This is a genomic window from Hephaestia caeni (genome assembly GCF_003550065.1).
GTDB lineage: Bacteria > Pseudomonadota > Alphaproteobacteria > Sphingomonadales > Sphingomonadaceae > Sphingomonas > Sphingomonas caeni_A.
Genome location: NZ_QXDC01000003.1, coordinates 890,911 through 916,816, shown reverse-complemented (window position 1 = coordinate 916,816; position 25,906 = coordinate 890,911). Strand labels below are relative to the sequence as shown.

General features: G+C 64.8%; 33 protein-coding genes and 1 tRNA gene. 18 read left to right on the top strand and 16 right to left on the bottom strand.

What is annotated here, in order from left to right:
• Window positions 1-92 precede the first annotated feature (92 nt).
• Complete coding sequence (locus DFR49_RS12890) at window positions 93-2,393, bottom strand: FtsK/SpoIIIE family DNA translocase (RefSeq protein ID WP_119036041.1); 2,301 nt, start codon at window positions 2,391-2,393, stop codon at window positions 93-95.
• A 165-nt stretch (window positions 2,394-2,558) separates the two neighbouring features.
• Here DFR49_RS12890 and DFR49_RS12885 point away from each other — a divergent pair, with 165 nt between their 5' ends.
• Complete coding sequence (locus DFR49_RS12885) at window positions 2,559-3,776, top strand: UbiH/UbiF/VisC/COQ6 family ubiquinone biosynthesis hydroxylase (RefSeq protein ID WP_119036040.1); 1,218 nt, start codon at window positions 2,559-2,561, stop codon at window positions 3,774-3,776.
• On the opposite strand, the gene DFR49_RS12880 is transcribed toward DFR49_RS12885, so the two are convergent.
• From DFR49_RS12880 to DFR49_RS12865, 4 genes are read right to left on the bottom strand one after another with little or no spacing between them, the layout of a single operon-like run.
• On the bottom strand, window positions 3,773-4,156 hold the full coding sequence (locus DFR49_RS12880) for a hypothetical protein (RefSeq protein WP_119036039.1): 384 nt from the start codon (window positions 4,154-4,156) through the stop codon (window positions 3,773-3,775). The genes DFR49_RS12885 and DFR49_RS12880 overlap by 4 nt on opposite strands.
• Window positions 4,153-4,332 (bottom strand): Trm112 family protein, encoded by a 180-nt coding sequence (locus tag DFR49_RS12875; RefSeq protein WP_119036038.1) that lies wholly within the window; start codon window positions 4,330-4,332, stop codon window positions 4,153-4,155. The genes DFR49_RS12880 and DFR49_RS12875 overlap by 4 nt, the downstream gene beginning before the upstream one ends.
• A complete protein-coding gene (locus tag DFR49_RS12870) occupies window positions 4,329-4,958 on the bottom strand; it encodes an LON peptidase substrate-binding domain-containing protein (protein WP_119036037.1) in 630 nt (209 codons plus the stop codon). The genes DFR49_RS12875 and DFR49_RS12870 overlap by 4 nt, the downstream gene beginning before the upstream one ends.
• Entirely contained in the window at window positions 4,955-5,848 is an 894-nt protein-coding gene (locus DFR49_RS12865) for a tetratricopeptide repeat protein (RefSeq protein ID WP_119036036.1), read from the bottom strand. Before DFR49_RS12865 ends, DFR49_RS12870 begins: the two co-directional genes overlap by 4 nt.
• 220 nt (window positions 5,849-6,068) lie before the next feature.
• Here DFR49_RS12865 and DFR49_RS12860 point away from each other — a divergent pair.
• A tRNA-Gly gene (locus tag DFR49_RS12860) sits at window positions 6,069-6,143 on the top strand.
• A 324-nt stretch (window positions 6,144-6,467) separates the two neighbouring features.
• On the opposite strand, the gene DFR49_RS12855 is transcribed toward DFR49_RS12860, so the two are convergent.
• Window positions 6,468-6,896, bottom strand: coding sequence for a MerR family transcriptional regulator (locus DFR49_RS12855; protein ID WP_119036035.1), 429 nt, complete (start codon window positions 6,894-6,896; stop codon window positions 6,468-6,470).
• A 75-nt stretch (window positions 6,897-6,971) separates the two neighbouring features.
• On the opposite strand from DFR49_RS12855, the gene DFR49_RS12850 reads away from it, so the two are divergent.
• Both DFR49_RS12850 and DFR49_RS12845 read left to right on the top strand, forming a co-directional pair.
• Window positions 6,972-7,331: a mercuric reductase gene (locus DFR49_RS12850; RefSeq protein WP_119036034.1), complete on the top strand. Its 360-nt coding sequence runs from the start codon at window positions 6,972-6,974 to the stop codon at window positions 7,329-7,331.
• Window positions 7,324-7,548: a GDCCVxC domain-containing (seleno)protein gene (locus DFR49_RS12845; RefSeq protein ID WP_119036033.1), complete on the top strand. Its 225-nt coding sequence runs from the start codon at window positions 7,324-7,326 to the stop codon at window positions 7,546-7,548. The genes DFR49_RS12850 and DFR49_RS12845 overlap by 8 nt, the downstream gene beginning before the upstream one ends.
• Before the next feature lie 5 nt (window positions 7,549-7,553).
• Here the strand turns inward: DFR49_RS12845 and arsB are convergent, their stop codons facing one another.
• The 7 genes from arsB to DFR49_RS12815 form a co-directional block, all read right to left on the bottom strand.
• Window positions 7,554-8,612, bottom strand: coding sequence for an ACR3 family arsenite efflux transporter (gene arsB, locus DFR49_RS12840; protein ID WP_425454943.1), 1,059 nt, complete (start codon window positions 8,610-8,612; stop codon window positions 7,554-7,556).
• A 15-nt stretch (window positions 8,613-8,627) separates the two neighbouring features.
• On the bottom strand, window positions 8,628-9,107 hold the full coding sequence (gene arsC, locus DFR49_RS12835; protein ID WP_425454942.1) for an arsenate reductase (glutaredoxin): 480 nt from the start codon (window positions 9,105-9,107) through the stop codon (window positions 8,628-8,630).
• On the bottom strand, window positions 9,059-9,529 hold the full coding sequence (locus DFR49_RS12830; protein WP_119036031.1) for an ArsI/CadI family heavy metal resistance metalloenzyme: 471 nt from the start codon (window positions 9,527-9,529) through the stop codon (window positions 9,059-9,061). Before DFR49_RS12830 ends, arsC begins: the two co-directional genes overlap by 49 nt.
• Window positions 9,526-9,876 carry an ArsR/SmtB family transcription factor gene (locus DFR49_RS12825; RefSeq protein WP_119036030.1) on the bottom strand — a complete coding sequence of 117 codons (351 nt, stop codon included), beginning with the start codon at window positions 9,874-9,876 and terminating at the stop codon, window positions 9,526-9,528. Before DFR49_RS12825 ends, DFR49_RS12830 begins: the two co-directional genes overlap by 4 nt.
• 383 nt (window positions 9,877-10,259) lie before the next feature.
• Window positions 10,260-10,466 carry a hypothetical protein gene (locus tag DFR49_RS12820; RefSeq protein WP_119036029.1) on the bottom strand — a complete coding sequence of 69 codons (207 nt, stop codon included), beginning with the start codon at window positions 10,464-10,466 and terminating at the stop codon, window positions 10,260-10,262.
• A 215-nt stretch (window positions 10,467-10,681) separates the two neighbouring features.
• Window positions 10,682-10,867: a transposase gene (locus DFR49_RS22555; protein ID WP_211325874.1), complete on the bottom strand. Its 186-nt coding sequence runs from the start codon at window positions 10,865-10,867 to the stop codon at window positions 10,682-10,684.
• Complete coding sequence (locus tag DFR49_RS12815; RefSeq protein ID WP_211325873.1) at window positions 10,867-12,099, bottom strand: IS1182 family transposase; 1,233 nt, start codon at window positions 12,097-12,099, stop codon at window positions 10,867-10,869. Before DFR49_RS12815 ends, DFR49_RS22555 begins: the two co-directional genes overlap by 1 nt.
• A gap of 504 nt (window positions 12,100-12,603) precedes the next feature.
• On the opposite strand from DFR49_RS12815, the gene DFR49_RS12810 reads away from it, so the two are divergent.
• From DFR49_RS12810 to DFR49_RS12785, 6 genes are all read left to right on the top strand, one after another.
• Window positions 12,604-13,674, top strand: coding sequence for a PAS domain S-box protein (locus DFR49_RS12810; protein ID WP_245968447.1), 1,071 nt, complete (start codon window positions 12,604-12,606; stop codon window positions 13,672-13,674).
• Between the two features lie 332 nt (window positions 13,675-14,006).
• Window positions 14,007-14,483 (top strand): Hsp20 family protein, encoded by a 477-nt coding sequence (locus DFR49_RS12805; protein ID WP_119036418.1) that lies wholly within the window; start codon window positions 14,007-14,009, stop codon window positions 14,481-14,483.
• An 84-nt stretch (window positions 14,484-14,567) separates the two neighbouring features.
• Window positions 14,568-15,089, top strand: coding sequence for an Hsp20/alpha crystallin family protein (locus DFR49_RS12800; protein ID WP_119036417.1), 522 nt, complete (start codon window positions 14,568-14,570; stop codon window positions 15,087-15,089).
• Between the two features lie 106 nt (window positions 15,090-15,195).
• Window positions 15,196-15,585 (top strand): NADH dehydrogenase ubiquinone Fe-S protein 4, encoded by a 390-nt coding sequence (locus tag DFR49_RS12795; protein WP_245968446.1) that lies wholly within the window; start codon window positions 15,196-15,198, stop codon window positions 15,583-15,585.
• Complete coding sequence (locus tag DFR49_RS12790) at window positions 15,548-16,150, top strand: hypothetical protein (protein ID WP_170151019.1); 603 nt, start codon at window positions 15,548-15,550, stop codon at window positions 16,148-16,150. The genes DFR49_RS12795 and DFR49_RS12790 overlap by 38 nt, the downstream gene beginning before the upstream one ends.
• A 104-nt stretch (window positions 16,151-16,254) precedes the next feature.
• The gene (locus DFR49_RS12785; RefSeq protein ID WP_119036025.1) at window positions 16,255-16,887 is read left to right on the top strand and encodes a MarC family protein; all 633 of its coding nucleotides are present in this window, start codon (window positions 16,255-16,257) and stop codon (window positions 16,885-16,887) included.
• An 8-nt stretch (window positions 16,888-16,895) separates the two neighbouring features.
• Here DFR49_RS12785 and DFR49_RS12780 read toward each other — a convergent pair whose 3' ends face one another.
• The 3 genes from DFR49_RS12780 to DFR49_RS12770 all read right to left on the bottom strand — a co-directional run bounded on the left by DFR49_RS12780 (window position 16,896) and on the right by DFR49_RS12770 (window position 17,754).
• Complete coding sequence (locus DFR49_RS12780; protein ID WP_245968444.1) at window positions 16,896-17,177, bottom strand: hypothetical protein; 282 nt, start codon at window positions 17,175-17,177, stop codon at window positions 16,896-16,898.
• 74 nt (window positions 17,178-17,251) lie between these two features.
• Entirely contained in the window at window positions 17,252-17,521 is a 270-nt protein-coding gene (locus tag DFR49_RS12775; RefSeq protein WP_119036023.1) for an usg protein, read from the bottom strand.
• Entirely contained in the window at window positions 17,518-17,754 is a 237-nt protein-coding gene (locus tag DFR49_RS12770) for a hypothetical protein (protein WP_119036022.1), read from the bottom strand. Before DFR49_RS12770 ends, DFR49_RS12775 begins: the two co-directional genes overlap by 4 nt.
• A gap of 269 nt (window positions 17,755-18,023) precedes the next feature.
• Between DFR49_RS12770 and groES the strand changes: the two genes are divergently transcribed.
• From groES to DFR49_RS12730, 8 genes are all read left to right on the top strand, one after another.
• On the top strand, window positions 18,024-18,338 hold the full coding sequence (gene groES, locus DFR49_RS12765) for a co-chaperone GroES (protein WP_119036021.1): 315 nt from the start codon (window positions 18,024-18,026) through the stop codon (window positions 18,336-18,338).
• A gap of 54 nt (window positions 18,339-18,392) precedes the next feature.
• A complete protein-coding gene (groL, locus tag DFR49_RS12760; protein WP_119036020.1) occupies window positions 18,393-20,012 on the top strand; it encodes a chaperonin GroEL in 1,620 nt (539 codons plus the stop codon).
• Between the two features lie 488 nt (window positions 20,013-20,500).
• Window positions 20,501-21,376 (top strand): hypothetical protein, encoded by an 876-nt coding sequence (locus DFR49_RS12755; protein WP_245968442.1) that lies wholly within the window; start codon window positions 20,501-20,503, stop codon window positions 21,374-21,376.
• Window positions 21,369-21,896 (top strand): hypothetical protein, encoded by a 528-nt coding sequence (locus DFR49_RS12750; protein ID WP_211325872.1) that lies wholly within the window; start codon window positions 21,369-21,371, stop codon window positions 21,894-21,896. The genes DFR49_RS12755 and DFR49_RS12750 overlap by 8 nt, the downstream gene beginning before the upstream one ends.
• 85 nt (window positions 21,897-21,981) lie before the next feature.
• Window positions 21,982-24,093: a ParB/RepB/Spo0J family partition protein gene (locus DFR49_RS12745; protein WP_119036018.1), complete on the top strand. Its 2,112-nt coding sequence runs from the start codon at window positions 21,982-21,984 to the stop codon at window positions 24,091-24,093.
• Window positions 24,094-24,191: 98 nt separating this feature from the next.
• Entirely contained in the window at window positions 24,192-24,662 is a 471-nt protein-coding gene (locus DFR49_RS12740; RefSeq protein WP_119036017.1) for a DUF6878 family protein, read from the top strand.
• Between the two features lie 10 nt (window positions 24,663-24,672).
• Window positions 24,673-25,050, top strand: a complete 378-nt coding sequence (locus DFR49_RS12735) for a DUF6915 family protein (RefSeq protein ID WP_119036016.1) — start codon at window positions 24,673-24,675, stop codon at window positions 25,048-25,050.
• A 134-nt stretch (window positions 25,051-25,184) separates the two neighbouring features.
• A complete protein-coding gene (locus DFR49_RS12730) occupies window positions 25,185-25,886 on the top strand; it encodes a hypothetical protein (RefSeq protein ID WP_147373692.1) in 702 nt (233 codons plus the stop codon).
• The last annotated feature ends 20 nt before the right edge of the window (window positions 25,887-25,906 follow it).

Below are 25,906 nucleotides of genomic sequence, written 5' to 3'. Positions count from 1 at the left end.
TTAATCGACGTGTCCGGGATTGTTACAGGAACGCATTGAACGCGCTGTGAACCGGGCAGAACGCGACGGTTCAGCTTTGGTTGCCGCCCTATCTAGAGCGGCCGCCCGTCCTGATCCATCAGCACCTCGCGGCGGCCGACGTGATCGGGTTTGGAAACCAGCCCTTCCTTCTCCATCCGCTCGATCAGCCGCGCGGCCGAATTGTAGCCGATCCGCAATTGCCGTTGCAGCCACGAGGTCGAGGCCTTCTGGCTTTCGGCGACGAGCTGGCGCGCCTGGCGGTATTGCTGGTCTTCGGCCGAATCCTCGCCGGTCGGCGCGCCATCGAGCGCGAAGCTGTCCTCGGGCTCCTCGGTGACCGACTGGATATAATCGGGGCTCCCTTGCGCGCGCCAGTGGTTGGCGACCGCCTGCACTTCCTCGTCCGAGACGAACGGGCCGTGGACGCGCGCGATCTGCTTGCCGCCGGGCATGTAGAGCATGTCGCCCTTGCCCAGCAGTTGCTCGGCGCCCTGCTCGCCCAGGATGGTGCGCGAATCGATCTTCGAGGTGACGTGGAAGCTGATCCGCGTCGGCAGATTGGCCTTGATCACGCCGGTGATGACGTCGACCGAGGGGCGCTGCGTCGCCATGATCAGGTGGATGCCCGCCGCGCGCGCCTTTTGCGCGAGCCGCTGGATCAGGAATTCGACCTCCTTGCCCGCGGTCATCATCAGATCGGCCAGTTCGTCGACGACGACGACGATCTGCGGCAGCACCGGATAATCGAGCTGCTCCTCCTCATAGACCGGCTGGCCGGTCTCCGGGTGGTAACCGGTCTGCACCTTGCGGCCGAGCGGCTGGCCCTTGGCCCTGGCGGCCTTCACCTTGTCGTTGAACGATGACAGGCTGCGCACGCCGACCGAGGCCATCATGCGATAGCGATCCTCCATCTGTTCGACCGCCCATTTGAGCGCCCGCACCGCCTTGGGCGGTTCGGTGACGACGGGGGCGAGCAGGTGGGGGATATCCTCGTACATGCTCAGTTCGAGCATCTTGGGATCGATCATGATCATTTTGCACTGATCGGGCGTCAGCCGGTAGAGCAGCGACAGGATCATGCAGTTCAAGCCCACCGACTTGCCCGAGCCGGTGGTGCCCGCGACGAGCAGATGCGGCATCGGCGCGAGATCGGCGATCACCGGATCGCCGGCGATATTCTTGCCGAGGATGATCGGCAGTTGCGCGGTCAGATCCTCGAAATTCTGGCTCGCGACCAGTTCGTGCAGGTTGACCATCTCGCGCTTGACGTTGGGCAGCTCGATCCCGATCACGCTGCGCCCCGGGATCGTCGCGACGCGCGCCGACACCGCCGACATGTTGCGCGCGATATCGTCGGCGAGCGCGATCACCCGGCTCGCCTTGATCCCCGACGCCGGCTCGAGTTCGTACATCGTCACCACCGGGCCGGGGCGGACCTCGACGATCGATCCCTTGACGTTGAAATCGTCGAGCACGCTTTCGAGCAGTCGCGCGTTGCGCTCGAGCGCGGCCTTGTCGATCGTCGTATTGCCGGTCGCGGGCGCGGCCTTGAGCAGGTCGATCGGCGGCAATTGGTAATTGTCGCGCAGATCAAGCGACGCCTGCTTCGCCTTGGGCCGCGCGGCTGCCGAAGGCGAAAGCTGGCGATCGGCGATGACGGGCGCGGGGCGGCTCTCGGGAATGGCCACCGGGCGCGGCTGCGGCGTCCGCTTCAACGAATCGCGCAACGCGGGCATGTCGTCATCGGCCGTCGCGCCGTCATCGTCGTCGCGCACGCGACGCCGGCGCCATTGCCGGTCGGCAAGGTCGAGATCGAGGCTGCGGATCCAGATCACCAGCCCGCTCACCCCCGCCACCGCCGCGAGCAGCCCGGTGGCCCAGTCGCGGATCGCCGCGTCGCCGATATAGGCCAGCGCCCATTCCGCGCAGCCGCTGACGCCGAGGCCGATCACCCCGCCCCATCCGGCGGGAAGCCACATCCGCGCCGAACCGAATATGAAGCCGACCGCGATCGCCATCAGCGCGACGCCGCCGATCGTGCCGCGCACCATCCGCCGCCACGGGCCGATCGGCCGGTCGCGCCACAATCGGCTCGCGATGATCGGCCCGATCGGCAGCACCAGCGCGACCAGCGGCCCCGCGATCGTCAGCAACAGATCGCTCACCCAGGCGCCGGGCACGCCGAGCAGATTGCGGGTCGGCCCGCCGGCGGCGGTGTTCAGCGCGGCATCGCCGGCATTGTAGGTGGCAAGCGCGAGGGCGATCGCAAGCGTGACGAGCGCGATTCCGATCGCGGCGAACAGCGCGCCCGAACGCGCCGCGCCCGCCTTCACCGATTCCCGCCACAGCGACGGTTGCGCGCGACTGGCCATGATCCGACCCCCGAAACGCCGCCTGTGCGCGGCCGTACACCCAATGTTCCTATTGTCCCCGCTTGCGAGTCCGGCGTCAAGAAGGCGCGCGGTGGGCCGAGTCCGGCGATCGTCGGGCTCAATGAGAGGGTTGGAGGCCGCGACCGGGCGGGCTACATCACGGCGATGCAACAGGCAGATGTCATCCTTCTGGGCAGCGGGCTGGTCGGCAGTGCGCTCGGCGTCGCGCTCGATGCGCATGGCCTGTCGTCGATCATCGTCGATCCCGCCGATCCCGATCACATGCTGGCGCCCGGTTTCGACGGCCGCGCGTCGGCGGTGGCGAGTGCGAGCGGGCGGATGCTCGACGCGATCGGCGTGGGCACAGCTCTTGCCGGCAAGGGCTGTGAGATCCGGCACATCCGGGTGAGCGACGGGCTCGCGCCGGGCAAGCTCGATTTCATTCCCGATGCCGATGATGGCGCGCTGGGGACGATGTACGAGAACCGTCTGCTGCGGCGCGCGCTGTTCGAATCGGCACGCGGCGCGGCGCATGTCGATCTGCGCATGAAGACGCGCGCCGATCACGTCGCGCGCGGGGCCGGCGGCGTCACTGCGCGGCTGTCGAGCGGCGAGACGGTGTCGGCGCCGCTGCTGATCGCGGCCGAGGGGCGCAATTCGCCGACGCGCGCGGCCGCGGGTATCCAGGTCGCGCGCTGGCAATATGATCACGCCGCGATCATCTCGGCGTTCAACCATGCCCGCCCGCACGAGAATATCGCTTACGAAATCTTCTATCCCGCCGGCCCGTTTGCGCTGCTGCCGCTGCCCGACGACGCTGCCGGCCACCGCTCGGCGATCGTGTGGAGCGTGCGCGCGAAGGACGCCGCCGGGATGCTCAAGCTCTCCGATCGCGCTTTCCTTGCCGAGGCCGAAAAGCGCATGGGCGGCTTTCTCGGCGCGCTGTCGACCCTCAGGCCGCGCGCGAGCTATCCACTCGGCTTCCACCACGCCGCGACGATCACCGCCGATCGGTTGGCGCTGGTCGGCGATGCGGCGCACGGCATCCACCCGATCGCGGGGCAGGGGCTCAACCTCGGCTTCCGCGATGCCGCCGCGCTGGCGCAGGTGCTCGTCGAGGCGAAAAGAACCGGGATGGATCTTGGCGACGCCCAGGTGCTCGCCCGCTACCAGCGCTGGCGCGGGCTCGATAATCTCATGGTCGCCGCCGCCACCGACGGGCTGACGCGGCTGTTCGGCGTACGCGGCAAGGCGGCAAGCGCGATCCGGCGCTTCGGCATCTCCGCGGTCGATCGCATCCCGCCGCTCAAAGATCGGTTCATGGCGGAGGCACGCGGTGAATCGGGCGAGCTACCCAGGCTATTGATGGGTGAGGCGATCTAGGGCCGACCAACGATCTCCGCGATTCGCACGTCGATCTGCGCGCTCGCGTCGGGGCGGCGGACCATGATGAAGGTTCCACTCCATTGCCCGGCGATGCTCCAGCGGCCGGTAATTTCGGACGAATCGTCGTTTGCCGTGCCGGTATAGGCGATCGGCGTCTGATGGCCGTCGTCATAGACTTTGACGAGCGCGATCGCTGCGCCCGTCCGCGTGCCTTGCAGCAACGCATGGAGCGACCCGCCATCACCGGTCTCGGTCGTTTCGCCGGAGAGCATGCCGCCGTCGTCGCGAAAAATCGCGCCGAAGGCGACCGACGGGAGCGTGTGCGGATAGTTGAAGATGCCGTCCCACTCGCCGGTCAGCGCGCGGTCGCTGCTCATTGCTCGATCCGCCGCGCTTCCTCGATCAGCAGCACGGGCACGCCGTCGCGGATCGGATATGCGAGGCCGGCTTCCTCCGACACCAGTTCCTGCCGCGCCTCGTCGTAGCGTAACGGGGTCCGCGTCGCCGGGCAGACGAGGATCGAGAGCAGCCAGGGATCGATCGCGCCGCTCATTGCAGCGTCACCATGTCGTCGCCGTCGTGGCGGCCGAAGAACTGCATGAGCTGGATGGTCAGTTCGGCGCGCGTCGCGAGGTCGGGCGATTCGAGCAGCGCCTGCTTGGCGGCGACATCGAACGGCGCGATCTGCGCGATGCCGTTGACCAGCGCTTCGTCGTCGAGCCGGCCGACCGCTTCCCAATCGACCGCATAGCCTTGCGTATCGGCGAAGCGGCGCGATTCGAGTTCGAGCGCGGCGCGCTGCCCCAGCGCGAGAATCTCGGTCTCCTCGTCACCGCTGTCGAGCAACTCGGCCTCGACCTGGCGGAACGGCGTCGTCACCTCGAGTTCGCGGACGATGCGGAAGCGCGATACGCCCCGCAGGACGAGGTTGTAGCGGCCCTCGTCCAACGCCTCGATCTCGGCGATCCGTCCGACGCAGCCGAGGTCGAACAGCGCGGGTTCGCCATCGCGGCGCAGCGTGCCGGGGCGCGGCTGGATCATGCCGATCCGTCGGTCGCGCGCCATCGCGTCGGATACCATTGCCTTGTAGCGCGGCTCGAAAATATGGAGCGGCAGGTGCATCCCCGGAAACAACAGCGCACCGGGCAGCGGGAACACCGAGAGCCGCGTCGTCGTCATCCGAACAGGATCGCCGACAATCGTCGCCGCTGCGCCGAAACCCACGGATCCTCGAGCCCGGTCACTTCGAACAATTTGAGCAGCCGGTCGCGTGCCGCACCCTCGTTCCAGTCGCGCTCGGCGGTGATGATGGCGAGCAGGTTGTCGGCGGCGGCGTCGCGGTCGCCTGCCGCCATCTGTCCGCCTGCCAGCCGGTAGCGCGCGTCGAGATCTTGCGGGTTGGCCGCGACCTCGGCTTGCAGGCCCGACAGGTCTTCGACCGGCTCGGCATCCTGTTTCAGCGCGAGCGCCGATTTGGCGCGCTCGATCTCGGGCAGCCCGGCGATCTCCTCGGGCAGTGCCGCGATCGCCGCTTCGGCCTCGTCGTCGCGATCGAGCGCGATCAGCGCCCGGATGCGGCCCGAGGCGATCGCCGGGTGGTCGGGCGCCATCGCGATAAGCTGGTCGAAGATCGACAGCGCGCGCGCCGGATCCTCGCCCAGCACCTGCTCGCCCATCGCGATCAGCGGTTCGAGTTCGGCCTCGGTCTGCGATTCGGCGCTTTCGACGGGCACTTGGCGCAGGATCTGGTCGAGCATCGCCTTCAATTGCGATTCGGTGCGCGCCTGCGTCAGGTCGGCGACGAGCTGGCCCTGGAACATCGCATAGACGGTCGGGATCGACTTGATCTGGAATTGCGCGGCGATGAACTGGTTCTTGTCGGTATCGACCTTGGCCAGCACCACGCCCTTGTCGGCGTAATCGGCCGCGACCTTCTCCAGCACCGGGGCGAGCGCCTTGCACGGGCCGCACCATTCGGCCCAGAAATCGACGATGACCAGCTTGGTCATCGACGGCTCGACAACGTCGCGCCGGAACGCCTCGACCGCTTCATTTTCCTGCGGGCTCATGCCGAGTGTCGCCAAGATCTGCTCCCATATCCGGTGGTCCGGCCCTTATGTGGGGCGAAAGCGCGCATAGCCAAGCCCTTTCCGCGCCACGAACCCGCATGGCGCCATCACGATCCGCGCAATTGATAAGTCCTGATCCAAGGGGGCTTGCCCACCCCCGGCGCCGATGCTAGGGCCGCCGCCTTACCCGGGTCCGCATCCTCGCGGACCGGCGCCAAGAGCGGGCGTAGCTCAGGGGTAGAGCACAACCTTGCCAAGGTTGGGGTCGAGGGTTCGAATCCCTTCGCCCGCTCCAGGTTTCCTAAGAAAATCGATGACTTACGAGGGTGCGGCTGAGGCCACTCTCTCGCGTTTTTGGCTCAGTTCACCACCAGTTCACCACCGCTGAGGGTAGAATCGACAATAGGCGCCTGTCGGCGTTCACCTATCTCGCCATACCCCTTTGATAGGACGTCGCCCGGCAATGCCATAAAAGGCATAAGTAGCGTGCTGGAGCAAAAGCTCTCCGGCGGCCCTCGCGAAGCCCCGCAATGAGGCGTGCCACATCGCGTTCTGCGGTGGCCCAACGATGCCTTCACCCCGGTGGGAAAGATACTACGGCTGATTCAATCCATGCTCGTCAGCCTTGGCCTTGGGCGTTCGGCGTCTCGGCATGGAGCGTCTGCAGCAGCGGGCAGCCGGGATCCTGGCCGGCGTCGCAGGCTCTCACCGAATCGGAAAGGACCTGCTCCATCTGCTTGAGGTCGGCGATTCGCGCTTGCACGTCCTTGAGGTGCGACGCGGCAAGATCGCGTACGTCGGCGCAGGAGGCTGGTCCCCCAGCCGCTAACCGTAGCAAAGCGCGCACCTCATCGAGCGTGAACCCGAGCTCGCGGGCGCGTCGCACGAACCCCAGGCGCGCCACATCCTCCCTGTCATAGCTGCGGAAGCGACCTCGCCGTGGCGGGGCCGGGATCAGTCCGATTCGTTCATAATAGCGAATCGTCTCGATGTTGCAGCCGGCGCGGCGCGAGAGCTCGCCGATCTGGATCGCGCCCGTTCCGCTCATCGTCAAAATACCTCTTGAGTCTGTAGTCGCTACAGATGGTAGGGCCGTCGCGTACCCGGCACAAGGAGTCGACCCGTGACACAACCGCCAACCCCGCCCAAGGGCACCAGCGCCGCGGCGTTCACACTCACTGGTCTTGCCGCTGCCTTTGGTGTCGCTTCGTGCTGTGCACTACCGATACTGCTCATCTCCGCCGGGGGCAGCGCCGCGTGGCTCGGCGGCATCGCCGCCGTCACTGCGCCCTATCGCATGCCGCTTCTTCTGATCGGGACAGCCTGCCTCATTGTCGGTGCCGTATTGTTGGTCCGCCAACAAAGGAGCGCGGTGCACTGCGGTCGCGCCGGCGTGCGTACTCCCCGCGCGATGCGAATTCTGACGCTGGCCGGGCTGCTACTTGGTGCGGCCCTATTGTGGGCGGGTTATCGCTATGTCTGACGACGGCCTCGAACTGCGCTCAACGATCACCTGCCCGATCTGCGGTCATCAGGCGACGGAAACGATGCCGACCAATGCCTGCCAATATTTTTACGACTGCACCGGATGCGGCGCCATCCTGCGTCCCAAGGCAGGCGATTGCTGCGTCTTCTGCTCCTATGCAACAATGCCATGCCCGCCGATCCAGGAGAGCGGCGCCAAAAGCTGCTGCGGCTAGGATTGTCAGCCGACCATTGCGGCTCTTTCGTACCAACCTCGTGTCCGCTTCACGATGGCGACCACCGACAACATCACCGGCACTTCGACCAACACGCCCACGACCGTGGCGAGGGCCGCGCCCGATTGCAGGCCGAACAGGCTGATCGCGGCGGCCACGGCCAACTCGAAGAAATTGGACGCGCCGATCAGCGCCGCGGGCGCGGCCACACACCATGCAACGCCGAAGCGGCGGCTCAGCCAATAGGCCAGGCCGGCATTGAAATAGATCTGAATCAGGATCGGGACGGCGAGGAGCAGGATGATCAGCGGCTGCCCCAAAATGGCCTCGCCCTGAAACCCGAACAGCAGGACCAAGGTGGCCAGCAGGGCCACCAGCGACACCGGCCCGAGCGCCTTGAGGAGCCGATCGAGCGCCGGCTGTCCACCGCTGCAAAGCTGCGTATGGCGCACCGTCTGCGCGATGATCACCGGCACGACGATATAGAGCAGCACCGACAGCAGGAGCGTATTCCACGGCACGGTGATCGAGGCGACGCCGAGCAGCAGCCCCACCAGAGGCGCGAACGCGAACACCATGATGACATCGTTGAGCGCGACCTGGCTGAGCGTGTAGTGCGGCTCCCCCTCGCACAGGTTCGACCAGACGAACACCATCGCGGTGCAGGGCGCGGCGGCTAGCAGGATCAGGCCGGCAATGTAGCTGTCGATCTGACCGGCCGGGAGCAGCGGCCGGAATAGCCAGCCGATGAAGACGGTGCCGAGCAACGCCATCGAGAACGGCTTGACCGCCCAGTTGATGAAGAGCGTCACGCCGACGCCCCTCAGATGCTGCCGAACCTGGCCGAGCGCGCCGAAGTCGATTTTCAGCAGCATCGGGATGATCATCAGCCAGATGAGCAGCGCAACCGGCAGGTTCACATGCGCGACCTCCGCCGCGGCGATCGCTGCAAACGCGCCCGGTATTGCAGCGCCCAAGGCTATCCCGGCGACGATGCACAACGCCACCCACACCGACAAATAGCGTTCGAAGGTCGATATCGCCGGACGCCCGGAAGCGATCATTGTGGTCGCCACAGCTTAGCTCTCTTTCCCGGTGACGCGGTGCCCGGCTTGGTCGATCACCAGTTCGCCGTCTTCCTTGTGGAAGGCGGAGCGCTGCGGGCGGGGCAGGATATCGAGCACGGCCTCGGACGGACGACACAGCTTCACGCCAAGCGGCGTCACCACCACGGGCCGGTTGATCAGGACCGGGTGCTCGATCATCGCGTTGATGAGCCGGTCGTCGCTAAGATTCGGGTCATCCAGCCCCAGCTCGCCATAAGGAGTGCCCTTCTGGCGCAGCAGGTCGCGCGGGCGGATTCCCATTTGCGCGATCAGCGACACCAGCTCGGCGCGTGTCGGCGGCGTCTTCAGATATTCGATGACGGTCGGCTCGATGCCTGCGTTGCGGATCAGGCCGAGCGTGTTGCGCGACGTCCCGCAGGCCGGATTGTGATAGATGGTGACGTTCACTCGCAGCAGCCGGCGTTCTGGGCCGGCATCGTCGGCGCGCAGCAAGTCGTCTCGCCGGCATTGTCCGAAATCGCCGACAGGGCGGGGCTGTCGCCATAGACGGTCGCTTCACCGTTGGTGAAGAAGGCTTCCCAGACGACGCCTTGTGGATCGGCGATCCAGCTCTTTTCGGATTTGGCGTAGCAGCAGGTCGTCGCGCCTTCCTCGAGTACCGGACGGTCGGCGGCCTTGAGCCGGCCATAGACTTCGGCCAGTTCGTCCTGGTTCTCCACCTGGATGCCGAGGTGTTCGATGCCTTTGGTCGCGTGCTGCCCGACCGAGATGGCGAAGTTGACCCTCGGATCCTCGAGCATCCATTTGGCATAGTCCGGCTTCACGACGGCCGGCTCTGCGCCGAACAGCGTCGAATAGAAGCCGACCGACTGGTCGAGATCGTTGACCCCGACATGGACGTGCAGACGCTTCATGCTGATTTCCTTTCCAGAACGGGCTTGTCTTGCGAACCGCAGATCGCGTCCGGGGCGCAGGTCGCGCCGGCGCAGCAATTTTCGGTGAGATAGCCGAGCAGCGCGTTCATCGCGGCATAATCGGCGGTATAGATGAGGGACCTGCTCCGCCGTTCCTGACTGATCAGCCCCGCCCGGGAAAGCTGGGCGAGATGAAACGAAAGCGACGAGTTGGGGATGCCCAGGGCGTCCGCGATCGCCCCCGCCGGCATGCCGTCCTCGCCGGCCTGTACCAGCAAACGGAACACGGCCAGCCGATGCTCCTGCGCGAGCGCGCCCAACGCCCCGATCGCCGCTGCGGCCTCCATCAACGGAACTGCCCCAAGAGGCGGGTATTGCGACCGTTCTTTCCCGACGGGAAGGCCGTCCTATCGGGATGGTCGCAAGGCGCGGGCGGCTCTTCGCTCGCTAGCAGCAGCCGTTCGACGAACCGGGCGATGCTCCAGGACATCGATGATCTCCATCATTTCGATGAATGTGGAAATAATGGTCATATAAATGCGCGTCAATACTATATTTCCACGAATATGGAATCATCGTCGCTGAGAGCGTCGCGAGAAGCTGGGTGTCAAGGGGGTAGGTGACGGACAGTGCTCCTCTCGCGCGCCACGACAACCGTCGCTTTGATGTCGTTTCGCGAGTACCCCACGCGACTTGTCCTGCCGGCGTCATGGGCAGATTATCAAAGTCGCTAAATCTCGTCCCGGTCTTCGCCAAGTTCGTCGATCAGACGCTGGACCGTGCCGATGGGCGTATCGTCAATCAGCCGGATGGTTTCACCACAGCCCGGGCACTCGATGGTGCGTTTGAGACGCAACGTCCGATAGGGCACGTTCAGTTCCCGATCGCAGACCGGACACGTCGTTTGCGCTCTGATGCCGTCGAGCTCGTTGGCCATGCGACATCCTAACCCCCTTGAGCGAGTCGGCCAAACGATAGGTGTATAAGCCTTGGTTGCGACCGGGAGGGAAAAGCCTTCCCCTGAGCGGGAGCCCTTGCGGTCCCCGGCGACCCCATCTGCAGGGGGCTCAGCCCCCCCAGGCTGTGCAGAAACTCGCCACGACGGCGATGCCGCGAGCCAGGCCCTTCAGTCTCGAAGCGGCACGACTCCGTTCAGCTCGGCCGGACCAATGCTCCGGTTCCGAGAGTGTTCACTACGCGGATCATGTTGAAGGCCAGCACCGACAGCGCCGCTTCCGCCTTCACTCTCCGCAACCCTCTGGTGAGGAACCTACCTCCACCAGACATTCGTTTGATGGTTCCGAACGGATGCTCGACCGTACATCGCCTGGTCCGCATCAGGCTCCGGCATAAATCCGCGCCTCCATTCGATCAAGCGCGCTCTGATCGAACAGTCGATGGATCGTGCGTTGGACGCCTGGCGTGCAGCGAGGCTTGAGGGCGCAGCTCTTGCACGCTGATGTCCGGTATCGAATCGCGCGGTTGCGAGTGTGCTTTCCGGACCGGCGTAATGTTTGACCGGCTGGGCACCTGATCGTGTCGCTTTCGTCGTCATAGACAAATTGAGTCGGCCGGAAGTGCTCCGTATTCATCGCGCCGCGCTTGATCGGCGCGGACACGATGATCGCCTCGGACTCGCAGCGGGCGACCTCCTCGGCGTTGGAGTAACCGCCGTCGGTCAGGACGTGCAATTCGTCAGCGTCCAGGACATCTTTGGCCGCCAACGATACCGGGTGGAGGAGATGGCTGTCGTTCGCGTCGTTGAACACGTCGTGATGGATGATGAGCCCACTCTTCACATCGACCACGCTTTGAAGGTTGTAAGACGGCAGCTTCGGCGCGCGTCCGTAGCCCATCGGTCTGGCTTCCGGCTCGCCAAAAACGATCACCTTTTCCTCACGTTTGGCCAACTCGGATTGGCGCTTGGCGAGACGGTCTTTGCGGCGCTGAAGCGACGCGATTGCTCCAGCGAACGCCTCACGGTGTGCCGGCTGGTCATCAAAGCCCTGCGTCACCTGCTCGTCGATCACGTCCAAGCGATCGAGATAATAGGCGATCTCACGCTCGGTGTGGGCAATGTCACGCGCCAGACGATCGGCACCGGCGATGTTCTTGGCGCTGGCGACCGCCCGCATCTTCGTCCCGTCAAGCGCAACAGTTCGGCCACCGATCAGGCCCTGCTCGCGACAAAATTGCACGAAGGTGGCGCTAGCTCTGACGATCGCCTCGGGATTGTCGTGCCGGAAGGCCGCGATGGTTCGATAGTCCGGTGCGAGACGACGCATCAGCCATAGCGCCTCAAGGTCACGCCCGCAGGCACGCTCCAGTATACGCGAGGAGCGGACCTGGTTGAGATAGCCCCAGATGTAAAGGCGGAGCATGTCGGCGGGGTGATAGCCGGGTCTGCCTGTGGCAGCGCTGACCGCGCGATCGAAGCCGAGGTCGGCCAAGTCGAGATTGGCGACAAAGGCATCAACGACGCGCACCAACGCGTCGGGAGCGATATAGTCATCAACGCAAGATGGCAGGAGAGCTTCCTGTCGGCGATCCACGCCTTCGATAAATCCCATTCGCGCCTCCCGCCCCAACGATCATCAGTATACAGAAATTCCTCACTTCGGAGACGGTCACGCAGACCAAAACCGGGTGAGTCGTGGCTGAGGCGAGTCAGTATGTGCATCCCCAAGCGCACGGGACAAATACCCAGGAGGGTATTATAGGATTAACGCGGACCGGCAGCTCCCAGGCGGCGTCGGCTGCCCGCCAACCGGCCTCGATATTCGGCCGCACGCCCCCACCGGAAGGGCGCGAGGGGTTTTCCATGCGATAGCTTGCCCTACTTTCGAGGGACTGACGGAGACGACCTAGCGCATGAAGCGCTGGCGGTTGTCCGATCAGCTTGTTTTTGCTAGGCAAACCCGCCGACCCCTGAGGTGGCGCCTGACTCTGCGGCTTCGGCGCGAGTCGAAACTCCCATGCGGATTGGCCCATGGCGCTCGCAGCACGGTCACGCCCGAGCGCGCCACACCCCGCGGTCAAACGGGCGAAGTTCAATTCGATGAGCGGGAAGAAGGATGCGTAGCGTTGATGAAATCGATCTCGGTCCCGCCCGAGCGGCGTCGATGACCGATCGTTCGCACACTCGACCGCCTGGGACACACGATGCCGCGGAGCACCTCGCGGCGATCGTCGAATCCTCGGATGACGCCATTCTGACGAAGGATCTGGATGGGATTGTCACCAGCTGGAACTCAGCAGCAGAGCGGCTGTTCGGCTATCCCGCGCGCGAGATTATCGGAAAGTCGATTACGCTTCTTCTGCCCGCCGATCGGCAGGACGAGGAAGCGCCGATCCTAGCCCGCCTGCGCCGTGGCGAGCGCGTGCGTCATTATGAAACCGTGAGGCGACGCAAGGATGGCGGCCTGGTGGATATCTCGCTCAGCGTCTCGCCGCTGCGCGACGCCACCGGCACGATCATCGGCGCATCCTCGATCGCCCGGGATATCACGGAACGCAAACGTGCCGAGGAGCAGCAACAGCTGCTGCTGCGCGAGATGGATCATCGCATCAGGAACCTGTTCACGCTGTCCGCCAGTCTAGTGCGCTTGAGCGCGGGCGAGACCGGCAGTGTCGAGGAATTGGCGACCATCGTGCAAGATCGACTGGGGGCGTTGGCGCGAGCGCATGCCTTTACGATATCAAAAACCCCCTTCGGGGGAGCCGGCGAAACCGTTGGGCTGCATGCCCTGCTCGAGACGATCGTCGCTCCTTATCAAATGCGGGCCGATCACCCTCGCATCCGGATCATCGGTGATGACCTCGACCTCGCCGGCGGAGCCGTTACGGCGCTCGCGCTGATTTTCTATGAGCTTGCCACGAATGCCGCCAAATACGGCGCTTTGACGTCGCCATCAGGTGTCGTAACGATCGAAGTCATCGCGGAAGATGATACCGTTTCGCTGATTTGGAACGAACGTGGAGCGTTGCTTGATGCAGGGCCGAAGAGGGAGGGCTTCGGAAGGCAGCTCGAACGGCTGGCCACGGTACAACTCGGCGGCCGCATCGAGCGCGAATGGCGGCCGGACGGCGTGCGGATCGTTCTGACAATGGCACGCGGGCGCCTTGGCGGACCAAACCTCATCTGAGTTCCGCGGCCGTGGCTCGACGCATGGCGGCACGCCCAATTCGATGCCGAGCTCACCGCCCCCGGGTGCCAGAATCGCTCTATTCCCGCCGATGATCTTGCCGCGCCTATGGAGCGAAGGGCCGATATCAAGCGGTTTTAGCGGCTGGCCGGATCGTCTTACCGCAGACGGCACGGGGGCGTCGGCCAATCGAAAAATCTCTCTTGAAACCGTTTTGCTGTTTCCTAAATTTTTCTCGCCGGACGCTGGAAACCGGGTCCGGTGGACATTGAGAGCGCCGGCTCTCTCCGGCGCGTCTCATGCCCGAATTGCTCAATCAGGAGGATTTGGAAATGAGAACCACTGCTTTTGACTTTGCACCTTACCGGCGCTCGACCGTGGGCTTCGATCGGCTGTTCAACCTGCTCGAAGCCGGCACGCGCGAAGACGACGGCTATCCGCCATTCGACATTCTGAGAGAAGGCGACGATAGCTATCGCATCACGCTGGCGGTCGCCGGCTTCCGCCCCGAGGACATCGAGGTGGTGGCCCAGCAGAATCAGCTCACCGTCACCGGCAAGCGTGCCGAGGACGACGGCCAGGGCGAATATCTGCATCGCGGCATTGCCGCACGCGCGTTCGAGCGGCGCTTCCAGCTTGCCGACTTCGTGGAAGCCGGCGATGCCCGCTTCGAGAACGGCCTGCTGAGCATCGCGCTCAAGCGCGTGGTGCCCGAGGCAATGAAGCCGCGCCGGATCGAGATCAGCGGCGGCAAGGCTGCCCAGGATCAGATCGAAGCGCACAGGGATGAGGCCCGCGAAGCGGCCTGATACCCTGATTAACAGGTTTGCCGGCGCCGCCCCAGGCGGGCCGGCAGGCCTTGCCCCTTCCAGCCAGAAAAGGAGATGACCATCATGGCTTTTCGTGATCTCATTCCCTGGAGCCGGCAGGAAAACCGGCTCCCCGTCCCGGTCAGCGCCGAGCGCGGCCGCGACAGTGATACCATCCCGCTGCTCTCGCTCCACCGCGAGGTGAACCGACTGTTCGACGACGTCTTCCGCGGCTTCGGCGTGCCCGCATTAGCCGGGTTCGACCGCGTTGCCGGCTGGCCCCATGTCGAGCTCGGCGAGACCGACAAGGAAATCCGCGTCACGGCGGAACTGCCGGGTCTCGACGAGAAGGACGTGGAGATTACCGTCGAGGATGGTGTGCTCACGCTTCGCGGCGAGAAGCGGTCCGAGGTCGAAGACAACGATCGTGGCTATACCGAGCGCAGCTACGGCCGCTTTGAACGCCGTATCGGATTGCCCCAGGGCATCGACCGTGACCACGCCGCCGCAACTTTCAGGAACGGCGTGCTGACAGTCACCTTGCCGAAGACGGAGGCGGCGAACGAAAATGTTCGCCGCATCCCGGTCAATGGCAAGGCGGCCTGACGGCCTGGCCCGGGACTTCGGTTCCGGGCCAATTGCCAATGATAATCACGCTGGGTCATGCCCGTCGAGCGCGCTACCGCCAGATACGCGAGCCGTGATCGAGCCGGTGCCGCGCGCGACTAACCAAGGCGGACGCGGCGGGCGCGGGCAATGGCGGGTGCGCTTCGCGCCGCGCTGGCAGCCCGTGGCCGATCCCCTGACCGGATGGACCGGCGGCGGCGATCCGCTCGAGGCGATCGAGCTGCGCTTTTCCGATCTGGAGACCGCAGCGGGCTATTGCCGGCGCCAGGGATTGGACTTCTCGCTCCATGGCGCGCCGGGTCGCCAGCATCCGCTTCCCAGTCGCCTGCCAGCGGAACCGACGCCGGTGCTGTGCTGCTGGCCAACAGGTCCGCACGCACGATGCTGCTGCCGCTATCCGGCCGCGCTTGAAAGCGCGCTGGGCTCGGGAAGCGCGGTTGGCGTCGGGGGGATGGCATTTTCACATTCACCATGATCAGAAGAGAGGATTGATGCGAAAAATCCGTACAGCCGTCCTGGCCGGCGTGGCGGCGGTCGCCGCCATCGGTACCGCGCTTGCGGCGAGCCATGACAGCCATGTGATGAAGGTCGGCCTGCCGGACGGTACGGTCGCCCGCGTAGAATATGAGGGAGATGTCGCGCCCAAGGTCACGGTCGCGCCTGCTTCCAGCGTTGCGCCGATAGCCTGCCTCGATCCATTCGAGCCGGCCGCATTCGCGCCGTTCGATCGGATCGCGGCCGACATGGACCGGCAGAGCGACCTGATGATGCGTCGGGTTCGCGCCTTGCCGCTCCCAGCAATGGCCGATGACGGGAAGATCGACCTGACGGCGTTGCGCAGCCTGCCTCCGGGGACCGTCAGCTACAGCTTCGTCTCGACGACCAACGGCGGAAGCACCTGCAGCCGCAGCGTTCAGGTCAACTCGCTTGGCTCGGGGCAGCCACCGAAGGTCGTGTCAAACAGCTCCGGTGACTGCCGTGAAGGACCACCCGCGGCTGTCGCGCACCCGAACCGAACGGATGGAATGCGCCGCACATGACGCAGCCTGCTGTCGGCCATCCCGGCAGCTCATTCAAAGCCACCTGAGTCATAAGGGAGCGGCGTGGGTGCCGCTCCCTTTGCAAGTTTTCCGTTGCTTGACCCATGCACATATCACCCAGCATCCTTTCCACCTTTATCACCCTGCTCGTCACGATCGGTCCGATCGAGACGGCGGTGGTCTTCGCCAGCCTGACGGCCGGAATTCACCGCAGCGAGCGGATCGGCCTTGCCACGCGCTCGGTCACGATCGCTGCCAGTGTGCTGCTGCTGTTCGCAGTGGCGGGTGGCGTCGTTCTTTCGCTCCTGCATATTTCGCTGCCCGCATTCCGGGTGGCAGGCGGCGTGCTGCTGTTCCTCCAGGCCTTGACGCTCACCTTCTCCAGTCCCGGACTCTCGTCGATTAGCGAGGGCGAGCGCCGGGAAGCCGAAGGGCCTGGCGACATCGCCGTTTTTCCGCTGGCGTTTCCCTTGATCGCGGGCCCCGGAAGCCTATCGGCCGCCGTGCTCGTCATGGGCCGCACCGACAACTGGATCGCGGGCGGCAGCGTGCTCGCGATGATCGTCGCGTGCATGATTCTAACTTGGCTCGCCATGCTCGCAGCCGACCGCCTTGTTCTGCTGCTGGGGAGCACCGGTGCCGACGTCGTGGGCCGCATCTCCGGCGTGCTTCTCGCCGGCCTCGCTGTCCAGTTCGTCTTCGACGGTCTCGCGGCCGCGCCGTTCCTGGCCGGTTGAATCCGCCGCTATGCGGCCTCGTCCAATACCCGAAGAACTCGATCGAGCATCGCGGCATTGGAAGCGGCCTTCGGCAGTTCGCGGCGGGCGAAGCGCTGAAGCGGCGCGAGGTCCCGTCGCGGCAGCCGCAGCGTGATCAGGCTTTGCCCCAACGCATCGCGCGGGATGCGCTGCGCTGCCTTGCCGGACCGCAGGAAATGATCGAGGAGCCGCTTACGGTCGGCGAAGGTCCAGCCCAGCGTCTCAAGCTCATCGGGCGGCACTGACAGCAGTGCGAGCGCGAATTCCATGATGTCGTCGAAGACAAGGACGAGGCGGACTGTCCGTCCGCCTCGCCTGCGCCAGCGCTCGCCAAGACCGCGTGTCATGGGAGCGGGATGATGCCATCGACCGCGCGCCATTCGGTGGGTCCGATCAGCCGGCCATGGGCGATCCGGACCGAATGGAGTGCGGCCTCGATCTCGCGCCGCCAATGGTCGAGGAAATCGAACAGCGTGGGGAAGTCGGGCGCAAGATCATATTCCTGCCATATGAACAGCTGGAGAAGCGACGGCGCATCGGGCCGGTAGTAATGGATCTCGGCTGTGGTGAGACCGTAGCCCTCCAGCTGCGCGATGAAGCCGCGATCACTCATTGCAGCTGTCGGCCGTCAGTCCGCGGTTCATCGAGCGATCGCATGGCGGCGAAGACCTCGTCGATCGGAACGGCGCGCTTGGCGCCGGGCGGCTTTCGCATCGCCGGCTGGTCCTTTACCGCGGAGCGGTCGGACGCCCAGGAGGCGAGGATTGCGCGTTTGACTTCCGGCTCCAGGCTCGGGTGGTGTGCAACGTCGAAGGGATGCAAGAAACGGGAAAATGGCTGCGACATGGCCGTGGCTCCTTTCCTTGTGTCGCTCCTTCCTCATGCGTGCGGCGCCGCACGCGGCACGAGAATTTGGTGCTGATCCGAGTCGCGTCAAGAGGGAGATATCATCGCATGTTGCTGAAAAGAGCTGAATTGGCACTCTGAGAAGGCGAGTGCCAGAAATTTTCATTCGCCCTCTTGAACCCGAAAATCTCTTTTCCTAGTTCACGCGAACCTGTCGTTCAGATGAACGGCAGGGACATCACAACCTGTTTTGCATCTGGAGGTTATGCATGCATTTCCGCCCCTTGCACGACCGTGTGGTCGTCCGCCGCATCGAAGCCGAGGAAAAGACCTCGGGCGGCATCATCATTCCCGACACCGCTAAGGAAAAGCCGCAGGAAGGAGAAGTCGTGGCCGTCGGCCCCGGCGCGCGGGACGATAGCGGAACGCTTGTCGAGCTGTCCGTCAAGGCCGGCGACCGCATCCTGTTCGGCAAATGGTCGGGCACCGAGGTCAAGATCGACGGCGAGGATCTGCTCATCATGAAGGAGAGCGACATCCTCGGCGTGATCGACAACGTCGTGCCTCTCAAGCAGGCGGCCTGAGCCGCCTGCCATCCCTCTAACCATCAGGAAGGAATTTGAGAAAGGAGTAGGCAGATGGCTGCCAAGGAAGTGAAGTTTGCGTCGGACGCGCGTGACCGCATGCTGCGCGGTGTGGATACGCTGGCCAACGCCGTGAAGGTGACGCTCGGTCCCAAGGGCCGCAATGTCGTCATCGAGAAGTCGTTCGGGGCGCCCCGTATCACCAAGGACGGTGTCACCGTCGCCAAGGAAATCGAGCTTGCCGACAAGTTCGAGAATATGGGCGCACAGATGCTGCGCGAAGTGGCCAACAAGCAGAACGACAAGGCGGGCGACGGCACCACCACCGCAACCGTGCTGGCCCAGGCGATCGTGCGCGAGGGATCGAAGGCGGTCGCCGCCGGCATGAACCCGATGGACGTCAAGCGCGGCATCGATCTCGCGGTCGGCGCGGTGGTCAAGGATCTCGAAGTCCACGCCAAGAAGGTCGACGCCAACAGTGAGATCGCGCAGGTCGCGACCATCTCGGCTAACGGCGACGAGGAGGTCGGGCGCATCCTGGCGGAAGCGATGGAGAAGGTCGGCAACGAAGGCGTGATCACGGTCGAGGAGGCCAAGAGCCTCGAGACCGAGCTCGAGACGGTCGAGGGCATGCAGTTCGACCGGGGCTATCTGTCGCCCTACTTCATCACCAATGCCGAGAAGCTCAAGGTCGAACTCGACGATCCTTACATCCTGATCCACGAGAAGAAGCTCTCGAACCTGCAGGCGCTCGTGCCCCTGCTCGAGAAGGTCGTCCAGTCCGGTCGGCCGCTGCTGATCATCGCCGAGGATGTCGAGGGTGAGGCGCTCGCCACGCTGGTCGTCAACAAGCTGCGCGGTGGGCTCAAGATCGCCGCGGTCAAGGCACCGGGCTTCGGCGATCGCCGCAAGGCCATGCTCGAGGATATTGCGATCCTGACCGGCGGCAATGTGGTCTCCGAGGATCTCGGCATCAAGCTCGAGAATGTTACGATCAACATGCTCGGCCGCGCCAAGAAGGTCGTGATCGACAAGGACAATACGACCATCATCGATGGCGTCGGGCAGAAAACCGATATCGATGGTCGAGTCGCGCAACTGCGCCAGCAGATCGAGACCACGACATCCGACTATGACCGGGAGAAGCTGCAGGAGCGCGTGGCCAAACTCGCCGGCGGTGTGGCGGTGATCCGGGTGGGCGGCGCAACCGAGGTCGAGGTCAAGGAGAAGAAGGACCGTGTCGACGACGCGCTCCATGCCACGCGTGCCGCGGTCGAGGAAGGCATCCTGCCGGGCGGCGGCATCGCGCTGCTCCGCGCGATCAAGGCGCTCGATGGGCTTAAGGCCGCCAATGACGACCAGCAGTCCGGCATCGACATCATCCGCCGGGCGCTGCGCGCACCGGCGCGGCAAATCGCCGAGAATGCCGGCGAGGACGGCGCCTATATCGTCGGCAAGCTGCTCGAAAGCTCCGACTATAACTGGGGCTTCAATGCGGCCACCGCTGAGTATCAGGATCTCGTCCAGGCGGGCGTGATCGACCCGGCCAAGGTCGTGCGCACCGCGCTCCAGGACGCCGCGTCAGTCGCTTCGCTGCTCATCACGACGGAGGCGCTCGTCGCTGAGCTTCCCAAGGAGGAGAAATCCGCGCCGATGCCGGCGATGGATTATTAATTGTCGGGAGGCCCGGCACGCCGGGCCTCCTGATTTTCGCCGAGTATGAACGGCATTGAGTCAAAGGTCATGAGCATCGTCCACACCAATTTGGGGTGTTACGGCGGCTAACCCGGCTGTTGAGGGATGAACGGCCGATAGCGGATCCAAACTGGTGAGGCGTAACTGATAGTTTTCGCACAGCCTGCCCCGCAACGCCCCCATGAAGAGCGCGGGTTTTTGTGGTGCGCACTCTGGCGGCGGCAGGCGCCGCCAGGGGTCGCGCGTCTGTTTGCCCGGCGCGGACGCTCTTGGCTCGGGCCCGGGGGGCGCGGCGGCGGCTGGCCCACAGGTCCGCGCGCACGTCGCCGCGCCGGCCGGCTTCGCCAAGGGCGCTGTCTTTGTCGGCGCGGCTTCGCCGCCGTCAGAGTGAGAGTTTGGCCGTGACCGCCGTGACGGGTTGAGACACGGCGAGAGAGGCTCGCCGTGGCCCGTCGCGGAGACCTGCGGTGGCCACGCCTATCCCGGACTTCCCGATTCCGGGGTCCGACCCTCAACTTCATTCCTCGATCCGTCTGCGCGTCCTCAGCCTCGGTGCCGGCGTCCAGTCTTCAACCCTCGCCCTGATGGCGGCGCATGGCGAGATCGGTCCGATGCCCGATTGCGCAATCTTCTCGGACACCGGCTGGGAGCCGGCTGCGGTGTACCAGCATCTCGCCTGGCTGCGATCGGGCAACGTCCTTCCGTTCCCGGTCCATGTCGTCTCGGCTGGCGATATCCGCGCCGACCTTTTGCGTGCAAGCTCCGGCGCGCGCTGGGCCTCGATCCCGGCGTTCACGCGCACCGTCAAGCGCGGCCGCGTCGAGGTCGGCATGATCCGACGTCAATGCACCAAGGATTACAAGATCGTCCCGATCCGCCGGAAGGTTCGCGAGCTTGTCGGGCTCACGCGGCGCAAGTCGCCCGATGCCCCGATCGTCGAGCAATGGATTGGCATCTCGCTCGACGAGGTGGTGCGCATGAAGCCGAGCTTCGAGCGCTGGATGGTCAACCGCTGGCCGCTAGTCGAAAAGGCCATGACGCGGCGCGATTGCATCGCCTGGCTCGAACGCCATGACTATACGATCCCGCCCAAGAGCGCCTGCGTCTGCTGTCCCTTCCATTCCGACGATCGCTGGCGCGCGATTCGCGATCGCGACCCCGAGAGCTGGGCCGAGGCGGTCGAGGTCGACCACGCCATGCGCACCGGGCTTCGCGGCATTCGTGGGCAAGTATTCCTCCATCGCTCCGCGGTGCCGCTCGACGAGGCCGATCTCAGCACGCTCGCCGATCACGGCCAGCTCGACCTGTGGGACAATGAGTGCGAGGGGATGTGTGGTGTCTGACCGGCCGCACGTCCCGCCGGTCCTGTTCGAGGCGATCACGCGCATCGAACTGAACGCCTGCCTGATCGCCTGGGGTCACCGGATGGGACCGCTCCGGCGCCCCACGCGCGGCTGGGCGCATGGTCTTCGCTACGACGGCCGCCTCGTCGCCGTCGCCTCGGCCGATACGTTGATCCGGCCCTCCGTCGCGGGACTCACGCGAGGCGAGGCGATCGAGCTGTCGCGGCTTTGCGCCGACCGACCGGACCTTTGCCGGGTCGCATTGCGGCTCTGGCGCGCCTTCGTGTTTCCTGCTCTCGCCAGCGCCCGAGGCTGTTCCTGGGCGGTCAGCTATCAGGACGCCATCCATCACAGCGGCAATCTTTATCGCTTCGACGGCTGGGTGCCGCTTGCCCGATCGCGATCGGGCATCGACTCGCGCACCGGCCGGATCGGGCGCGACAAGACCATCTGGGGATGGTCCGAGGATCGGGCGCTGCGCAATGCCCGCCGGGGCCGCGCGCGTGGCGCCGCCGCATGAGAGGGAGAGAGGAACCTTCGGTTTCCGTGACGGGCTCGAGAGCCGGGAGAGAGTTTCTCGGCGGCCCGTCATGGAGTGAAATGTCATGGCGAAAGCCCTACCGAAGATCAGCCTCAACGAGTCGCGGGACATCCCGTTCAACAAGCTGATCCTGTCCCAGTCGAATGTCCGCCGAATCAAGTTCGGCGTGACGATCGCCGATCTCGCCGATGATATCGAACGTCGCGGTCTGATCACCGGCCTCAATGTCCGTCCCCAGCTCGACGCCGATGGCAACGAAACCGGCATGTTCGAGATTCCGGCCGGCGGTCGGCGCTATCTCGCGATCGAACTGATCGTCAAACGCAAGCGCGCCGTGCCGACCGTTCCGGTTCCGTGCGTGGTCAAGGCGGCCAACGATCCCGTCCTCGCGGAGGAAGACTCGCTCGCGGAGAACACCTTCCGTGAACCACTGCATCCGCTCGACGAGTTCCGCGGCATGCAGCGCCTGCGCGATCAGGGCGAAGGCGAGGAGGCGATCGCCGCGCACTTTCGCGTGACGCCCGCCGTCGTGAAGCAGCGCCTCAAACTGGCTTCGGTCTCCCCGAAACTGCACGAAGTCTATGCCGCAGGCGACATGACCCTCGACCATCTGATGGCGTTCACCATCAGCGACGATCATGCCCGCCAAGAACAGGTCTGGGATTTGCTCCCGCATAGCCGCGACCAGTCGCCGCAGTTCATCAAGGACAAGCTCAACGAGGATATGGTGCCGGTCGGGGACAGGCGCGTGCGCTATATTGGCGTCGACACCTATTTCGCGGCGGGCGGCTCGGCGCCGGCGCGCGACTTGTTCGAGCCCGATGACGGCGGCTGGCTGGCCGATCCCGCGCTGGTCGACCGGCTCGTTGCCGAGAAGCTCGAGGCAGACGCCGCCGCGATCAAGGCCGAGGGCTGGAAGTGGGTCGAAGCGATGGTCGACCTGCCTTACGGCTACGATGAGGATTGCCGCTATATCGAAGGTACGCTCGAACCGCCGACCGAAGCGGACGAAGCGCGCATCGCCGAGCTTCGCGCCGAGGCCGATGCTCTCGAAGCCGAATGGTCCGGCCGTGAGGACGTTCCGGCCGAGGTCGAGGCGCGCACCCACGCCATCGACGTCGAGATCGGCCGATTGTCGCAGGGTCGCCGTCTTTTCGATCCCGAGGAACAGGCCCGTGCCGGTGTGTTCGTCGGCATCGAGCAGGATGGCACGCTCTACGTCGATCGCGGCAATGTGCTGCCCGGGGACGAGCCCGAGGAGCAGGTCGACGAACCCGACGATGACGTTGCTGACACGGCGTCGCCGGACGCGGGTGATGCGCCTGTCGGTGAAGCGCCTTCCGAAGCGGCCACGGCTCCGATCACTGTGGCGGATGATGATGACGATGATGTCATCAAGCCGCTTCCCGATCGGCTCGTGGCCGAGCTCACCGCGTCGCGCACGGTCGCGTTGCAGGATGCGTTCGCGCAGAATCCGTCGGTCGCCTTCGCCGCGGTGCTGCACGCGATGGTGCTCACCACCTTCTGTCACATGCGTACCGAGAGCTGCGTCGAGCTGTCGCTGAACCGGGTCTATTTCCCGTTCCAGGCGGCGGGCCTCAGGGAAAGCGCGCCGGTCAAGGCCATGGCCGAACGCCATGCCGCGTGGAAGGAGCGGCTCCCCAACGAGGACAAGGACGTGTGGGATGCGATCCAGCAACTCAACGGCGCCGACCAGGCGGCCCTATTCGCGCATTGCGCCGCCGGTGCGGTGAACGCGCTCTGGGAGCCGGTACCCAAGCATGGCAGTGGCCGCGTCTCGGCCTATGGCGTCGAGCGCCGGATCGAACATGCCAATGTCCTCGCCCGCGCGGTCGGGTTCGACATGGTAGCGACGGGCTGGCGGCCGACGGTCGAGAATTATCTCGGCCGTGTCACCAAGCCGCGCATTCTCGAAGCGGTGGCCGAGGGCACCGATCCGCAGAAGGCGAGCCTGATCGACCATCTGAAGAAGGGCGACATGGCGCGGGAGGCCGAACGGCTGCTCGCCGAGTCCGGATGGCTCCCCGAGCCGCTGCGGCTCCCGGTGGTCGAGGAGCCGTTGGCGCTCGAGCCTGAGCCGGAAGCGCTGCCGGCTTTCCTCGACGGTGATGCCGACGCGTCGGGCGACGACGACATGGCGATCGCCGCCGAATGACCAACTGGCGGGGCGGCTCCGGTCGCCCCGCCAATCCATTCCAATCACCTCTTCGGCCCGGCCACGCGCCGGGCTGTTTGCATTTCAGGAGATAGACGATGACCGATGAAACCCCGGCTCCGGCATTTGACCCGGACGAATTCATGGCTCGTTATCGTGCTTATCAGGCACGCGCCGCCGAACTTCACGCCGGCAATAAGGCTACAGTCCTCGCCGTATTGCGCGATGCCGGCATCAGCAAGGTGACGGTGACCTTCAACGGCTATGGCGACAGTGGCCAGATCGACAGTATCGCCGTCAAGGCTGGCGATACCGACACCGAGCTTCCCGACAGCGCAGTCGAGATCGCTCGCGCCAGCTTGGATTCGGAGGCACCCGAGAGGCTGAGCGAGCCGCTCGCCGATGCGATCGAAACGCTCTGCTACGCGCTTCTCGAAGAGAAGCACGACGGGTGGGAGAATAACGAGGGCGCCTATGGCGAGTTCGTGTTCGACGTCGCCGCGGACCGCATCGTGCTCGATTTCAATTATCGGATCGAGAACTCCGAAAACCACACGCACGAAATTTGAGGAGGGCGTAATGGGACATTGTTATCATCACGCGCTCTCCTCGGTGCGCAAATGGGGTGGTGATCCGCAAGATTATCTGCCGATCCACCAATGGTTCGACGAGCCGTCAAAGCTCATCACTGCCGACTTTCGGCACCGGGCGCTGCGTCATCATGCCGAAGGCGTGTTCATGCTGGAGCGGTTTTTCGGCGAGACGATCACGATCTCTACTGGACGTGTCGTGCCGGTCCGGCTGATCGGCGAGCAGCATATCCTCGAGGATCTCGGCTTCATTCCGAGTTTTGCTGACTGGGTGCGTTGCATCCGGCCGGAGCCCTGGATGGGTCGCGCCCAGCCGATCCACAAGCTGGTCGACCCCTTCGCCGTTCCCGAGCGCGAAGCGGCCTGATCCGCCTCATCCGATTTCACCTTCAAGCCTTCGAAAGCCCGGCCGCAGATGCCGGGCTTTCGTGTTTCAGGAGACATGAAATGGCTGATTATTATTCCCCGACCGTCGTCGATCCGGCCATCCCGTTCGGCGACATGACCGCGCTGGAGCAGTTGCTCCTCACGCAGATATTCGATTCCGAAATTATCGACGATGCTCTCTATTTCTTCGAGGAGCAGTCAACCAGCGACATGCTCTGGCTCGACGCTGGCGAGGCCCGCGACGCGCTTGCCCAATCGCAAAGCAGCGCGAGCAAGGCGAATGACCTCGTGGCGGCGGCACTGGCGGAGCTCGAACTCGGCGCCGAGGACGTCGAGCTCGACTTGTCGATGGAGTCCTGGGAATTTCTCTTTCAGGATATCATCCGTCGATCGGCGACGATCACTCATGTCACCGTCACCACCGCCTTCACCTGCAGCAAAATGCGCCCGGATGGATTCGGCGGCATGGTGACGGTGATCACCGGCGACCAGGTTCTGTCCAGCTCGACCGGCGAAATGCTGTGCAGCCTGCTCGACCGCGCCGACTATGGCGAGCTCGCCTGCGCGCCGGGACATGGACATCATGTCGTCCTTCGCCTCTCCGAAGAGGAAGTTCGGGGCACGATGGTCGAGATATTCGAGACCGAAGCATCGCCCGGCCTGGTCGAGGACGATGTGACCGATGATGACATCCGGGTCGCGTGCCTCGCCGCCATCGAGGGGCGCGATCTCAGCCACGAGCATGGCGAACTCGTCTTCGCGGCTGCGTTGCGTGCGCTGAATACCGCGGCCGAGCGCAAACGAGCCGGCGGCTGATTGCCGCGGGAGCGACGGTG